At 68.8% G+C, this 14,744-nt stretch carries 12 protein-coding genes; 5 read left to right on the top strand and 7 right to left on the bottom strand.

The features are described 5' to 3' along the window. Nucleotides 1-19: 19 nt before the first annotated feature. From ALI144C_RS19730 to ALI144C_RS19715, 4 genes are all read right to left on the bottom strand, one after another. On the bottom strand, nt 20-1,582 hold the full coding sequence (locus ALI144C_RS19730; protein ID WP_076988583.1) for an alpha/beta fold hydrolase: 1,563 nt from the start codon (nt 1,580-1,582) through the stop codon (nt 20-22). Between the two features lie 159 nt (nt 1,583-1,741). Then, nucleotides 1,742-2,071: an STAS domain-containing protein gene (locus ALI144C_RS19725; RefSeq protein ID WP_168211296.1), complete on the bottom strand. Its 330-nt coding sequence runs from the start codon at nt 2,069-2,071 to the stop codon at nt 1,742-1,744. A gap of 90 nt (nt 2,072-2,161) precedes the next feature. Beyond that, nucleotides 2,162-2,902 (bottom strand): hypothetical protein, encoded by a 741-nt coding sequence (locus ALI144C_RS19720; protein WP_076988581.1) that lies wholly within the window; start codon nt 2,900-2,902, stop codon nt 2,162-2,164. Between the two features lie 7 nt (nt 2,903-2,909). Continuing rightward, complete coding sequence (locus ALI144C_RS19715) at nt 2,910-3,620, bottom strand: hypothetical protein (RefSeq protein ID WP_076988580.1); 711 nt, start codon at nt 3,618-3,620, stop codon at nt 2,910-2,912. A gap of 196 nt (nt 3,621-3,816) precedes the next feature. On the opposite strand from ALI144C_RS19715, the gene ALI144C_RS19710 reads away from it, so the two are divergent. The 5 genes from ALI144C_RS19710 to ALI144C_RS19690 are packed head-to-tail and all read left to right on the top strand — an operon-like array spanning nt 3,817 to nt 9,600. Beyond that, nucleotides 3,817-5,505, top strand: coding sequence for an ABC transporter substrate-binding protein (locus ALI144C_RS19710; protein ID WP_076988579.1), 1,689 nt, complete (start codon nt 3,817-3,819; stop codon nt 5,503-5,505). A 16-nt stretch (nt 5,506-5,521) separates the two neighbouring features. Further along, nucleotides 5,522-6,547, top strand: coding sequence for an ABC transporter permease (locus tag ALI144C_RS19705; protein WP_076988578.1), 1,026 nt, complete (start codon nt 5,522-5,524; stop codon nt 6,545-6,547). After that, the gene (locus ALI144C_RS19700) at nt 6,544-7,473 is read left to right on the top strand and encodes an ABC transporter permease (protein ID WP_076988577.1); all 930 of its coding nucleotides are present in this window, start codon (nt 6,544-6,546) and stop codon (nt 7,471-7,473) included. Before ALI144C_RS19705 ends, ALI144C_RS19700 begins: the two co-directional genes overlap by 4 nt. A 7-nt stretch (nt 7,474-7,480) precedes the next feature. Then, nucleotides 7,481-8,494: an ABC transporter ATP-binding protein gene (locus ALI144C_RS19695; RefSeq protein WP_076988576.1), complete on the top strand. Its 1,014-nt coding sequence runs from the start codon at nt 7,481-7,483 to the stop codon at nt 8,492-8,494. Next, nucleotides 8,491-9,600, top strand: a complete 1,110-nt coding sequence (locus ALI144C_RS19690) for an ABC transporter ATP-binding protein (RefSeq protein ID WP_076988575.1) — start codon at nt 8,491-8,493, stop codon at nt 9,598-9,600. Before ALI144C_RS19695 ends, ALI144C_RS19690 begins: the two co-directional genes overlap by 4 nt. Before the next feature lie 52 nt (nt 9,601-9,652). Here ALI144C_RS19690 and ALI144C_RS19685 read toward each other — a convergent pair whose 3' ends face one another. The 3 genes from ALI144C_RS19685 to ALI144C_RS19675 all read right to left on the bottom strand — a co-directional run bounded on the left by ALI144C_RS19685 (nt 9,653) and on the right by ALI144C_RS19675 (nt 14,716). Further along, nucleotides 9,653-12,439, bottom strand: coding sequence for a helix-turn-helix transcriptional regulator (locus tag ALI144C_RS19685; RefSeq protein WP_076988574.1), 2,787 nt, complete (start codon nt 12,437-12,439; stop codon nt 9,653-9,655). 272 nt (nt 12,440-12,711) lie between these two features. Next, nucleotides 12,712-13,338, bottom strand: coding sequence for a helix-turn-helix transcriptional regulator (locus ALI144C_RS19680; protein WP_076988573.1), 627 nt, complete (start codon nt 13,336-13,338; stop codon nt 12,712-12,714). A gap of 97 nt (nt 13,339-13,435) precedes the next feature. Further along, nucleotides 13,436-14,716: a COG1470 family protein gene (locus tag ALI144C_RS19675; protein WP_076988572.1), complete on the bottom strand. Its 1,281-nt coding sequence runs from the start codon at nt 14,714-14,716 to the stop codon at nt 13,436-13,438. Nucleotides 14,717-14,744: the final 28 nt, after the last annotated feature.

Below are 14,744 nucleotides of genomic sequence, written 5' to 3'. Positions count from 1 at the left end.
CCGGAGAGCCGGACGGGTGTCACGCCTGCGACGACACGACCGCCGGGCGCGCGGCCGCGGGAGTCGACGCGGTCGGCACGGGGAGCGGGTGCGGCGCGATGTCGATGTCACCGCTGGGAAGAACACCGTCGGCGAGGTATGCCTTGCCGATGCGCTGCGCCTCCCAGTTGACCATCGCCGGGTGGCTGCCGAACACGCAGTGGGTGCCCGAGCCGCGCTCGGTCACCAGCACCGAACTGGGCAGCCGCTTGTGCATCGCGACCGTGTTCGCGTACGGCGTGGCGGAGTCCCCGTCGCTGCCGAACATCAGGATCGGCGGCAGGTTCCGGCCGGACGGCACGATCCGCTGGTCGTGCCCGGCGGCCCAGTTCGCGCACGCGGACGGGATCGACACGTTGTACCAGGCGAACTCGCTGGTCCTGGCCAACTGGTCGAAGTCGCGTTCGATCCTCGTCCGGTCGGCGGGCGCGTCGGAGTCGACGCACGCGATCGAGATCATCCCGGCGATGAAGCTCTCACCCGCCGCGCCACCCGACGGGGTCGCCCAGTCCAGCACGGCGCGCTCGTCGCCGCGCAGCACGTAGTCGGCCATCGCCTTGGCGAGCGGCTCCCAGTAGATCTCGTGGGACAGGTTGGCGATGTAGACGTCCATCAACTCGACCGCGCCGACGTTCTTGCCCGGCCCCCGTGGCCGTGCGCGGAAGTCGCCGAGCAGCTTCTGCCAGGCCGCGTTCACCTGGTCGTAGGTCTTGCCGAGGTGGAACACGTTGTCGTACTTGGCGATCCACTCGAGGTAGGAGCGTTGGCGGGGCGCGCCCGCAGTGACCTGCCCGGTCGAGTTGTGGTACCACATCTGCGGTTCCACAGGGTTCATCGAACTGTCGAGAACCATCCGGTCGACCCGGTCCGGGTACGTCTCGGCGTACGCGCTGCCGAGGTAGGTACCGTAGGAGTAGCCCAGGTAGCTGATCTTCTCCTCACCGAGCAGCGTGCGCACGTGGTCCATGTCCTTGATGACACTGCGGCTGCCGGTGTACTTGAGCTTGTCGGCGTTCTTCTCCACGCACGAACGGGCGAAGGCCTTCCAGCGTTCCCAGCTCTTGTCCCGCTCCGAGGCAAGGTCGGGGTCGGGTTGCAGCCGGCTCCAGTAGTCCTCGTCGACGCAGCTCAACGGCTGGCTGTGGCCGGTGCCGCGGGAATCGACCCCGATGACGTCGTACGCCTCGAGCACTTCCTTCGGCAGCCGGGTGTAGCCGTTCGCCGACGGCTGGGTCAGCTTGCCCGCTTGCATCACCGCGGAACTCGCCGGGCCGCCGGGGTTGACGAAAAGCACTCCGCGTCGTTTTGCCGGGTTCGCGCTCGACTGTTTCGAAACGAGCACGTTCATCCGGGCGCCAAACGGTCGGGAATAGTCGAGCGGCACGTTTACCGTCGCGCATTTCAGCTGCGGGTAAACCTGTGCGACATCCGCGGGACAGGCCCCGAAATCGAGCTGTGCGTCCGCGTGAGCAGGCACGCTGATGGCCCCGGCCGTTCCGGCTGCCAGCAACGCGGTCAGACCGGCGGTGAGGAATTTCCTCATTCGAACCCCCATTTCGTGTCGAACCTCCGGAACTGTAGCGATAACACCGCCCGGCGGTTCAAGGGGTTTCAGGGGAGCGTGAAACGTCTTTCTTCAGGCGGTTTCTCCGCGCCCGGACAAGTCCGAGCTGCCGCCGCCCACGCGGTTGTCGGGGGACTCCTAACCGCCCAGAGCCGTGTCCGTGTCCGGCACCAGGGACAGGACCTGCGCCAGGCCGGTCACCTCGAGCGATCGCGCGGCGATGCCGTTGCCGACCGCCACCTGCAGGCTCTTGTGGGCGCGCATCGCGTTCTCCTGGGCCTCGACCAGGACGGCGAGACCGGGCGACGCGAGGAAAGTGACCCCGGCGAGGTCGATCACCACCGACGACGGTTCCCGTCCCAGGGCATCGCGCACCGCGTCGGCGAAAGCGGCTTGTCCGACCAAGTCGACGGCTCCGGTCACTGACACGATGACGGCGTGATCCCGTTCTTCGACTCGGCACTGCATGGGTCCTCGTTTCGTGGGGCAGAACAACAGCTGTGGCCACCCGGGTTTCCCAAGGTCAGCCATGGCTAAACGCGCTGAGCGACCCGATTGTCACCGGTCAGGGGTGAGCGGGTTGTGGGAGAACGGCAGCAGGACGTGGTGCGGATCGAGGAAGTCGATCAGCGCGGACAGCGCCGCGTGCACCTTGTGCATCCGCGCCTTGGCTTCGAGCGGCTGGGCGAGTGCCTTGTCGATGTCGGCGAGCACCGGGGCGAACCAGCACGCGAAGGTGGGCTCATCGTCCAATTTGGACCTGAACGTGACGTAGCCGAGGCAGCGCGTCCGAGTGTCCTCCCGCTCGTCCCGGACCACCATGAGCTCGCCGATAGCGCGTTGTTCGCCGCCGCGCGTGCGGAAAACCGGCCCGAGATCCGGGTCGTCGCGGGACAGCGCGTCCTGGACCCCGACCAACAGGACGGCCAGTTTGTGGTTGCGCCTGCGGCTGCCCAGGTCGAGGAAGTGGACCTCCTGCAGCATGACCTCGACCCAGCCGAGGTAGCACGCGAATCGGAAGAGCGTGTCGTACCTGGCGTAGTCGGTGTCCCGCTGGTCGGCATGGCGGATGACGGGTGTTCTCTCGTCCTGGATCTGCCGGAGGAACCAGCCGACCCTGTTGTGCAGCGCCGAGGCCGCGCGCAGCAGGGGATGGCTGTACCTGCTCGCCAGGTGGTTTCGTTCCTGCACGCGCTGACCCCGTTGACGGCGGTGCTCGAACACCGCACCCAGAACCGCTGTGACCAGCGCACCCGCCACGGACACCGCGGCCGAGATCAGCGGTAGCGAGTTGTTCATCGGCGGGCTATCTCCGTTCGAAGAGGAGGCGTCGGTGCCGGGGATCGAGGAACCGCAGCAGGTCGACCAGTGCCAGCCGCAATCGCGACATGCGGGCGCGTCCGGCGGTGGCGTCGTCGGCCGCCCGGTCGAAGTCGTCGAGGAGCGGCTGGAACCACCCGGTGAATTCGGGGTCTTCGGCGATCTTCCGGTGGAAGGCCGCGTAACCGATGCACCTGTGCCTGCCGTGGGGGTCAGGCTCGGGTTCGATCATGAGCTCGCCGATCGCTCGCTGTTCGCCGCCGTACAGCCGAAACAGCGAATCTTCGGCGTGGTTCTCGTTCAACGCCTCGTGGATGGACGCGAGGTGGTCGAGCAGTCGTTTGTCGCGGCGCCGTGACCCGGTGTCGAGGTAGACGACTTCCCGTCGGATGATCTCCACGCAGCCGAGGTATTCCGCCAAGCGGTATATGGTGTTGTACCGCAGGTATCGGTAGGCGTGTGTGTCCTTGTCGATCGTCCGCTGCCCGTGGTTCATCAGCTCCGTGAGCCGCACCTGCAACGCGGAAGTCGTTTCCAGCAACGGATCTCGGTATCGCGCCAGCAGGGCGCGGCGCTCGTGCCGCCTTGTCGCCCGCTGGCGCCGGTACTCGAAGAAGGCGCCAAGCGTGACGGTCACCAGCGCACTGGTCAACGCGACAACAGCCGACAACGCCGACACCGCCGATGTCCTGTCCATCCCATCGCCCCTCACCCGACTGATGGCCCTTGCGGATCGAACGGGGTCCATGGTGACAGGACGGACACGTGTTCGTGACACCGTTGGGCAATCGCTGGTCCACGGCATGGTTTGGCCGATTCGTAACCTGAGAAAGCCCCGGATCGGGATATGGTCGGCGACCAGAACGTGCCGTTCTCACTGTTTGGGGTGTTCGATGGTGCATACCCGCAAGGTCCGAACCGGCCACCTGGCAGCAGTCGGTCTCGCCGCGCTGCTCGTGTTATCCGGCTGTGCGGAGTCCCAGCGAAGCCAGAACGACCCGAACGCCTCCGGCGGCGCCGCGAAAACCGGTGGCACCATGACGTTCGCGACCGAGGGCGCACCGAAACTGTTCGACCCGTTCTTCGCCACCGACGGCGCGACCTTCCGCACTTCCCAGCAGATCTTCGAAGGGCTCGTCGAGTTCAAGCCGGGCACCGCGGAGGCGGGCCCCGGCCTTGCCGAGAAGTGGACGTCGACCCCCGACGGCAAGCAGTGGACGTTCACCCTGCGCAAGGGCGCCAAGTTCCACGACGGCACCGAGTTCGACGCCGAGGCGGCCTGCCAGAACTTCAACCGCTGGTACAACCAGAAGGGCGCGGGCCAGAGCACCGCGGTCACGGGCTACTGGCAGGACAACTTCGGCGGGTTCTCCGACGGTGCCAAGCCGTCGCTCTACAAGTCCTGCGCGGTGAAGGACCCGCAGACCGTCGTGGTCGAGCTCACCAGCTACACCAGCAAGTTCCCCGACATCCTCGGCCTGCCGTCGTTCGCCATGCAGAGCCCGGCCGCCATGAAGCAACACGACGCGGACAACGTCGTCAAGCAGGGCGACAGCTTCGTCTACCCGGCGTACGGCCAGCAGCACCCCAGCGGCACCGGCCCGTTCAAGTTCAGCAAGTACGACAAGGCCAACGGCACCGTCGAACTGGTCCGCAACGACGACTACTGGGGTCCGAAGACGTTTCTCGACAAGCTGATCCTGCGCGCGATCCCGGACGAGACGGCACGCAAGCAGGCGCTGCAGTCCGGCGACGTCCAGGGCTACGACCTGCCGTCGCCCGCGGACTGGGAGCAGTTGAAGAAGGACGGCCATAAGCTGCTCATCCGGCCCGCGTTCAACGTCATGTACATCGGCATCGGCCAGAAGTCCAACGAGAAGTTGCGCGATCTGCGGGTGCGCCAGGCGATCGCCCACGCCATCGACCGCGAGGGACTGGTCAAGCAGCAGTACCCGGAGGGCGCCAAGGTCGCCGAGAACCTGTACCCGGACACCATATTCGGCTGGACCGGTGATGTGCGGAAGTACGACTACAACCCGGACAAGGCGAAGTCCCTGCTCGCCGAGGCGGGCGCGAGCGGACTCGCGGTCACGATCTACTGGCCCACCGAGGTCAGCAGGCCCTACATGCCCAGCCCACGGGACATCTTCGGATTCGTCCGGGGCAACCTCGAGGCGGTCGGCCTGAAGCTCAACGTGGTCAGCAAGCCGTGGAACGGCGGCTACCTCGAAGACGTCGACCAGGCCAAGGCCGACGTGTTCCTGCTGGGCTGGAACGGCGACTACAACACGCCGGACAACTTCATCGGCAACTTCTTCGCCGACCCGGACAACCGGTTCGCCACCGGCTCGGCGACCTGGGGCAACCAGCTGTCCGCCGAGGTCAAGGCGGCCGACGCGGAGCCGGACACGGCCAAGCGCAAGGCGATGTACGAGGCGCTGAACAAGAAACTGAAGGCGGAGTACCTCCCCGCGGTCCCGGTTGCCCATTCGCCGCCCGCGCTGGTCACGTCCGCCAAGGTCAGTGGCCTGGTGCCCAGCCCGTTGACCGACGAGCGGTTCAACGCGGTCAGCCTCGGCTGACGGGCGGAACGAAACAGTGCTCCGTTACACCGTTCGGCGGCTGCTGCAGCTCGTGTTCGTCGTCCTGGCGCTGTCGCTGCTGCTGTTCGCGTGGTTGCGTTCGCTGCCGGGAGGGCCGGTCTCGGCCCTCCTCGGCGAGCGGATCACCCCCGAGTCCCGGGCCCGGCTGACCGCGGAGCTGGGACTCGACCAGCCCATCTTCGTGCAGTACTTCAAGTTTCTCGGGCGCGCCGCGTCCGGGGACTTCGGTGTGTCCACGGGTGTCCAGCCGGGCGACTCGGCCGCGGCGATCTTCGTGCAGCGGTTCCCTGCGACCCTCGAGCTGTCGGTGCTGGCCATCGTGATCGCCATCGCGGTCGGGATCCCGTTGGGGTACCTGGCCGCTCGCCGTCGCGGCGGGCTGCTGGACAACCTCAGCGTGGTGGGCTCGCTCATCGGGGTCGCCGTGCCGGTGTTCTTCCTCGCGTTCGTGCTCAAGCAGGTCTTCGCGGTGGAACTGGGCTGGTTTCCCACCACCGGACGGCAGGAGGGCGGGCTCGACGCGACGCGGGTCACCGGGTTCTTCGTCCTCGACGGCCTGATCACGCGCGAGTTCGACGCGGCGTGGGACGCGGTCAAACACCTGATCCTGCCCGCGATCGCGTTGTCCAGCATCCCGTTCTCGGTGATCGTGCGGATCACGCGCGCCTCGGTGCTCGACGTGCTCGACGAGGACTTCGTGCGCACCGCGGAGTCGAAGGGCCTGACCACCCAGGTGATCACGCGCCGGCACGTGCTGCGCAACTCGATGTTGCCTGTGGTGACCACGATCGGGCTGCAAACCGGGGCACTGCTCGCCGGTGCCGTGCTGACCGAGAAGGTGTTCGCCTTCCCCGGCATCGGGCAGGCGCTCGCGATCGGCTTCGAACGCCGCGACTACCCGGTCCTGCTGTTGCTGATCCTCAGCGCGGCAGGGGTTTTCGTACTCGTCAATCTGGCGGTCGACCTGTCGTACGCGGTGATCGACCCACGGATCCGGACCGGATCGGGCGGTGGGCGATGACGGCTCGCACGGACAAGATCGACGAACTGGCTCAGCGGGCCGCCGAATCGGACGCCGGGGTGAGCCTGGCCGCCGCGGCGTGGCGCAGACTGCGCCGCAACCCGGTGTTCCTGGTCGGTGCGGGGATCGTGGTGTTGTTCGTGGTGCTGGCGATCCTGTCGCCGCTGCTGGCCGCGCACGACCCGGCCGATCCGATGCTGGGCGACCAGGTCGTCCGCGCCCGCAACGAGATCCCACCCCCCCAGCCGGGGCACCCGCTCGGCGGTGACCAGGTCGGCCGGGACCTGTTGTCCCGCCTGCTGGTCGGGGCGCAGCAGACGCTGCTCGTCGGTGTGCTGGCCACGCTGATCGGCCTGGCCGGCGGGCTGGTGCTGGGCACGCTCGCGGGCGCGCTGAGCGGCTGGGTGGACACCGTGGTCATGCGCGCGGTCGACGTGATGCTGTCGATCCCGGGCCTGCTGCTCGCGGTCTCCATCGGTGCGCTGTTCGCCCAGCCCAACCAGTACACCGTGATCCTGGCCGTGGCGATCGTGCAGATCCCGGTGTTCGCCCGGCTGCTGCGCGGTTCGATGCTGGCGCAACGGCACAGCGACCACGTGCTCGCCGCGCGTGCGCTGGGCGTGCGGCAGAGGGCGATCGTGTTCCGGCACATGCTGCCGAACTCGTTGGGACCGGTGATCGTGCAGGCCACCCTCGTCCTCGCGATCGCGATCATCGAGGCGGCCGGGCTGTCGTTCCTCGGCCTGGGCAACCCCGACGACCGGCTACCGGAGTGGGGCCAGATGCTCGGCCAGGCGCAGAACGTCATCGACAGCCACCCGCAGCTGGCGTTCTGGCCCGCGGGCTGCATCATCGTCGTCGCGCTCGGGTTCACGCTGGTGGGCGAATCCCTGCGCGAGGCGCTCGACCCGAAGAGCAGGCGGTGATCGGCTGATGGCACTGCTCGAAGTCCGTGACCTCTCGGTGGTGTTCCGGTCAAGGGGGCATCAGCGCACGGGAGAGCAACCGGTCGCCGCGGTCGACGGCGTCAGTTTCGACGTGGCACCCGGCCAGACGGTCGGGCTGGTCGGCGAGTCCGGCTGCGGCAAGTCGGTCACCGCGATGTCGATCATGGGACTGTTGCCGAAGCGGGGCAACCAGGTCACCGGTTCGGCGCGGTTCGACGGCACCGAGCTGTTGTCGTTGTCCGACCGGCAGATGCGTGACCGCCGCGGCCGCGACCTCGGCATGGTGTTCCAGGATCCGCTGTCCTCGCTCAACCCGGTCGTGCCGATCGGGTTGCAGGTCACCGAGGTGCTCGAACGCCACCAGGGCACGCCCCGCAAGCAGGCCGCGATGGAGGCGGCCGAGTTGCTGGACAAGGTCGGCATCCCCGATCCGCGGCGCAGGCTCAGCGAGTACCCGCACCAGCTGTCCGGTGGCATGCGGCAGCGCGCCTTGATCGCCATCGCGCTGGCCTGCCGGCCACGGCTGCTGATCGCCGACGAGCCGACCACGGCGTTGGACGTGACCATCCAGGCGCAGATCCTCGCGCTGCTCGCGGAACTGGTCCGGGACACCGGGACGGCACTGATCATGATCACCCACGACCTCGGTGTGGTCGCGGGTCTGTGCGACGAGGTGAACGTGCTCTACGCGGGCCGGGTGGTCGAACGGGCCAAGCGCCACGACCTGTTCGCGGCGCCACGACATCCCTACACGCACGGCCTGCTGTCGTCGATCCCGCGACTGGACTCACCCAGGGGCGAACGGCTGGTGCCGATCAAGGGCTCGGTGGCCGACAACATCCCATGGCAGAACGGCTGTGCGTTCGCGCCCCGCTGCCCCAACGCCATCGACACCTGTGTCGAGGTGACCCCGGAGATGGCGGTGGACCCGTTGGTGTCCCGGCGGTTGCTGCGCTGCCACAACCCGGTCACCGCGACCCAGCGGGAGGCACTCACATGACCGGCACTCTGGTCGAGGTCGACGACCTCAAGGTGCACTTCCCGATCAGGCGCGGGGTGGTGCTGGACCGGACCATCGGCTACGTGTACGCCGTCGACGGGGTGGACCTGGCCATCCGCCGGGGCGAGACCTACGGGCTGGTCGGCGAATCCGGCTGCGGCAAGTCGACGCTCGGGCGCGCCATGCTCAAGCTGACCCCGCCGACCGCGGGCCGCGTGGTCTTCGATGGCATCGACCTGTCGACGATGCGCGGCGAACGGCTGCGCACCATGCGCCGCCGCATGCAGATGGTGTTCCAGGACCCGATGTCGTCGCTGGACCCCCGGCAGTCGGTCGAATCCCTCCTGGTGGAGGGAATGCGGGCGCATGGGCTGGACACCGGCCGCGAGGCGACGACGAAACGCCTGCGTTCGCTGCTGTCCTCGGTCGGCCTGCCGAGCACGTCGCTGCGCCGGTATCCCCACGAGTTCTCCGGCGGCCAGCGGCAGCGGATCGGGATCGCGCGTGCGCTCACGGTCGAGCCGGAGCTGATCGTCGCGGACGAGCCGGTGTCCGCATTGGACGTTTCCGTGCAGGCCCAGGTGATCAACCTGCTGGAGGACCTGCAGCGGGAGTTCGGCCTGACCTACCTGGTGATCGCGCACGACCTGGCCGTGGTCCGGCACATCTGCGACCGGGTCGGCGTGATGTACCTCGGTGGACTGGTCGAGGAGACGACATCGGACCAGCTGTACGCCGAGCCGCTGCACCCGTACACCCGGGCGCTGCTGTCGGCGGTGCCGGTGCCCGATCCGGTCCTCGAGGACCGACGCGAACGCGTCCTGCTCACCGGAGACCTCCCGTCACCGGCGAACCCACCGAGCGGCTGCCGTTTCCACACCAGGTGCCCGTGGCGGCAGCAGCAGCGATGCGACACCGAACGACCGGTGCTGCGGGAGATCGCGCCGGGCCATCGGGCGGCCTGCCACTTCGCCGAGGACATCAGGGCCGGGCGGATCCACCCGCACGAGGTCCGTGCGGAACTGGTCGAACAGGGCGGCGAAGGCATGCGGGTCGACGACCCGTTGGCAGGCCCGGCTTCCATCACCGAGGCGCTCGGCCCGTGACGTGCCGGGAAGGCACCACCAGCATGGGACGCCCGGGAAGTTCCCCGATGCCTCACGACTGGTCACGCAGTTGACGGCGGCTGGTGATGCCCAGTTTGAGGAAGATGTTGGCCAGGTGGTACTCCACGGTCTTGGTCGTGACGTACAGCTGGGCGGCGATCTCCCTGTTCGTGTGGTTGAGCCGCACGAGGTGGGCGATCTGGCTCTCCCGCCGGGATAACCCCGGCAGCTGCGGCCCGCTGGGCGGTGCCGCTGGTGTGTGCCGGTCGATCTCCATGCGGGTTCGTTGCTCGAACGGGGTGGCGCGCAGGCTGGCGAACCGGTGCTGGGCGGCGGTGAGGTACCGCGTCGCCTCCGCGGGGTGGCCTGTCGCGGCGAGCCGGTTGCCGAAACACGCCTCCAGCAACGCCTGCAGGAACGAATGCCGAGGCGCGTGTTCGGCCAGTTCGGCCACCCGGTCCTGTGCCTGGCGCGGCCCGGCGCCGTCGGACAGTGCGATGTCGAAGCGCAGGATGGTGGGCGCCATGTATTCGGCGTCGGCGGCCAGACCCCGCAACTCGGTCAGGTGCTCGGCCGCCTCACATCGGTGGCCGGTGCCCACGAGCGCCTCGATCAGCAGCGGCCGCCACCACAGTCCCCACCACGCGTGCGTGTCGTTTCGTGAGCCAGGGTCGGTGTGGGTCATCTTGCGCAGCGCCGCGAGCATGGCCGCCGGCCTGCCCCGGGCCTGGTGCAGTGTTGCCTCGGCGATCGCCGCGTAACGGTTGTCCTGGGGGCTCGCGAACCGGTGTGCGGTCGCCCACGCCGTGCTCACGTGAGCGTTCGCGGCCGCCCATTCGCCACGGCCGGCGGGCACGAGACAGGCCACCATGTGCCGCAGCACCCGGTGGTGGGGCTGTTCGTCGGGGTCGGCCAGCGACAGGGCCTGGTGGACCAGGATCGACGCGTCCTCCCATTCGCCCCGCGCGTAGTGGATCGCCGCCAGGTACGAGTGCGACGTGGTGCCGCCCATGGTGTGCATGCCCGCCCGGTGCCTGCGCACCGCCGTTCGCAGGTCGAGCTCCGCCGCCGGGAAGTGTCCCAGCATCGCGCGGATCGCACCCCGGCAGGTCAGCGAGTCCAGGTGCTCGGGCGGCACGTCGATGGCGTTCAACGGCAGATGGGCCAGTTCCGCCAGACCAGCCGCCATGCCGTCCGCCCGGCACCTGGCCACCGCGAGGAACACCCGGACGAAATCAGCCAGCCGGACCGGCAGACCACCGAGGCTCAGCGCGAGCCGTGCGGCGCGGATGGTCTCGTCCGCCGAACCCGCCCACACGGCCGCTCCGGCCAGCCCGGCCGCGGCCACCGCCGTGATCCACGTTTCGGCGTCGTCGGAATGATCGAGGACACTGGACAGGTGCCTGGTGGCCGTCGCCCGGTCCCCGTCGGCGAACAACGCGACCAGGCCCGACGTCAGCGACCGCAACGCCGTCGGCGCACACCGTTCGATGTCCGCCCGCCGGGCGAGCACGGAACTTCGGTTCGGGCCCAGCAGGGTCTGCACGCACGAGGTCAGCATCCGTCGTTCGTGGTCCGCGCGGCTGACCGACAGGTCGGCCGCCCACCGCAGATACCGCGCGGCCAGCATGTGCTGACCGCACTCTCCAGCCTCTCTGGCCGCCTCGTCGAGCCCGGCGGCCAGATCCGGGTCGGCCGTGGTCGCCGCGGCGACCAGGTGCCCCCACCGGCTCACCGGGTCGGCGATCTCGGCCGCGCGCCGGTGCAGCACCTGCCGCCGTTCGGGCGGGATGACGTCGTAGATGGCCTCGCGGTGCAATCCGTGGTCGATGCACAGCGGGCTCGACGGCTCCCGGGACGTCCAGCCGAGCAGCCCGGCGTCCAGGCCGGGGCCGACCGCGCGGGCGGCGTCGTCGATCCCGGCCACGTAGGCCGCCCGGGCCAGCGGGGTGACCTCGGCCAGCACCGCGAGCGCCTCCACCAGCGCACGGGTCTGATCGGGCAGCCGTTCCAGTGTGGACCGCACAGCCGTGACGAGCGACCGCGGCGCCGGCAGCGCCAGGTGCTCGCCGCCCAGGACGTCCTCGGGCAGCTCGTGCAACAAGGTTCTGACGTGCAGCGGGTTGCCACCTGTGTGCGCGCGGAGCCGTTCCGCCGACCGGTCGGGCAGGTCGTACCCGCGCGCCGCCACCGCCATCGCGCGCACGTCCGGACTGGTCAGCCCGTCGAGCTCGATGGTGACGGCGTCAGGACAGCATCGTTCGAGCTGGTGCAGCGGGCTTTTCGGGTCGTGCTCGGCGGAGTGGCGGCTGAGCAGGACCGTGAGGACGTGGTCGGCCCTGGTGCGGCGCAGCACGAAACCGAGCGCTTGCGCGGAACTCGTGTCGGTCCAGTGCACGTCGTCGACGAGCACCGCGACCGGACCCGACGACTGCATCGCACCGAGCACTTGCAGCAGCTGCGCGCCGACCGCGAACGGGCTCGCGTCCGACGGGATCCGGTCGGACAGCAGCGGCGCCGATCGCAGGGACGCCGGGTCGGCCCGGCGCACGATCTGTTCGACCACCCCGAACTCGAGCACCGACTCGGCCACGTCCGCCGTCGCGTCGAGCACGGTGAACGGCGGCGTGCCCGGCCCGAGCACGGCCTGCCGGGCGAACCGGGTCTTCCCGATCCCCGCCTCCCCACGCACCCACACCGTCTGCGGGACACCGCGGACGACCGCCGCGCAGACCTCGGACATCCGCGCGAGCTCGGCGTCCCTGCCGACGAACTGCCCGTCCTGCCGTCCACAACCGACCTGTCCACAACCGACCTGTCCGCCCCCGCTGTCAGGCACCGCCGACCCCGCCCTCCATCGTCACCGCGCACTGGGCACGACGACGACAACCCACGGGTCCGCCGACAGCCCAGTCGTCCAGCCTAGCGCGTGTTTCCTCTGTCTGGTCGATGAGAGGCGGGATCGGGGTGGTTCCTGGCGTCGCCGCCGAAGGCCGGAATACTGGTTGTCTTTTGGCTTTTCGGCGGTGGCGTCAGGGACCGCATCCGGCCCGGCTATCGCGATCGGACAGAGGAAACACGCGCTGAGACGAACGCGCGTCCGACGCCTGCTCAGATCAGGTCGTGCCGCAGTGCGTACGCCACGGCATGTGAGCGGTTTCTGAGGTGGTACCGGTTGGTGACGGCGTACAGGATGTTCTTGACCGTGCGCGACGAATAGCTCAGGTCGTGGGCGATCTCGTCGGTGTCCAGTCCATCCGCGACAAGACGCAGCACCTTGACCTCACGGGCCGACAGACCGGTCAACGGCACGCGACTGACGGCGGTCACCCCCTTCTGCAGATGTGAGACCTGTTTGAGCAGTCGCGTCAGCAGGTCCGGTGGCAGTGTCGCCTCACCGGACGCGACCTTCGCCGCGAGCTCCGCCAACCGCGCAGGGGTGGCCTCGGCCCGTCCGATGAACCCGCGGACACCGGCCTCGACCGCCGCCAGCAGACCGGCGTCGTCCACGGTCCCGATCACGAGCACGATCCGTTCACACCCGCGCCCGTGGATGTCGTTGAGCAGCACGGTGGTCGCGTCGTCGACCGCTTCCGCCGCGACGATGCCCACGACGCCCTCGTCCAGTTCGTCCTCGGTGACCAGCCGCAGTTCGGGCTGGAACCGCAGATGGCCTTCCAGTCCCGCCCGGGTGAGCAGATCGGCGGCGTGCGCGTAGACAGGAACACGTGTGGTCACGGTCGCTCCTCGTGGTGGGGGATAGGAGCAGACTGCCGGGGCGGCGCCGCTTCGCACACTGGGGAAAGTCCCTTGGGCCACACGGAAGAGTTAAGGGTCACCCGTTCGTGCGTTGGCCGGAGAACGACACAGCCGGTGTGCATCCCGTGGCACCCGTGCCTGGTGTCCGGCAGCCTATCGTGACCACGACCGGCACGCCGTCCTCGACGCGCAGCGGATAGGTGTAGTGCACCTCGCGATCACGAAATGTGGACAGTTCGGTCTCGAGTACGACATCGTCGCCGATCGAGATCCGCAGCAGCCCGCTGTCGCCCATCGGGTTCTGCAGGATCATGTCCCCGAGGTCGAGCCTGCTGCCCGGCGGCCCGGCGAAGGAGAAGGAAGCTTCCTTGCCCGAACCGGTCGACGTGGGTATCCGGAACCGGAGTGGTGCGGGCGTGGTAGTGGTGGTTGTGGACGGTGCGCTCGTTGTCGTCGACACCGTGGTCTGCGTGGTGGACTGTTGTTGTTTCGCAGCAGGAGGAGGCGGTGGGTTGCCGGTCGGCTGACCGGCGGTGGACGGCGCGGGCGTGGTCGTCGTGCTCGGCTGGCTTTGTTGCGTCTGTGCCTGGGGCAGGACCTGGTCGGTCGCCACTGAGGACACTTTCGGTTTGAGCAGGAGATACCAGCACGCGATCAGCGCACCCACGGCCACCACCAGCAGTGCGGCCGCCTTCAGCAGCGACGCGGGCATCAGTTGGTCCTGAAGGAACACGCCGTCCGTGCTGATCGGTTCCTCGGTGTCGGTGGTCAGCAGCACTTGGAACGGCAGTGTTTTGGTCGCACCCCGCAGGAAGCGCCGCCGTGGTGCCGCGTCGATGCCGACGATGGTGGTGGTCCCTGGCGTGGTCCGGACGACGTCGGGACGTGCTGTCAGCTCCAGCGCGTCATCCGGGTCGGCGGCGTGCACGGCCACGACGGTCGTGGTGTTGCCGGAGTTGTCCACCGCGAGCCGGTACCGGCCGTGCCTGCGGGCCCGGCGCTGGGTTGGCACGAGTTCGGCCACCAGTTCGACGAACGGCTCGACCTCGATCGTTCCCTCTTCCACAACGGACAGGTCGGTGTCCCGGTCACGGACCCGCACGGCGAACGGCACCGGACCGGCGCTGACCTCCCATGACCGCGGCGGCGCCAGCTTCACCTGCGCGGTGGCCTGACCGCCCGGCAGGAGGTTGACCGACGGCGGCGTGACGCTGATCCAGTTCTTGCCGTCGCCCAGCACTTCCAAGGTGTACTGGGCGACCAGGGTGCCGGTGTTGTGGACGACCAGCGCACGATTGGCCACGACTCCGGGCGTCACGGTGGTCGGTGTGTCGTCCAGTGTCACCAGCACGGTCATGCCGACCACTGTCCACCGAGCGGCCCAT

Origin of the sequence: Actinosynnema sp. ALI-1.44 (assembly GCF_001984155.1) — a bacterium.
Lineage (GTDB): Bacteria > Actinomycetota > Actinomycetes > Mycobacteriales > Pseudonocardiaceae > Kibdelosporangium.
The sequence above is the reverse complement of the archived record's forward strand: the minus strand, read 5'-3'. Positions and strand labels throughout refer to the sequence as shown.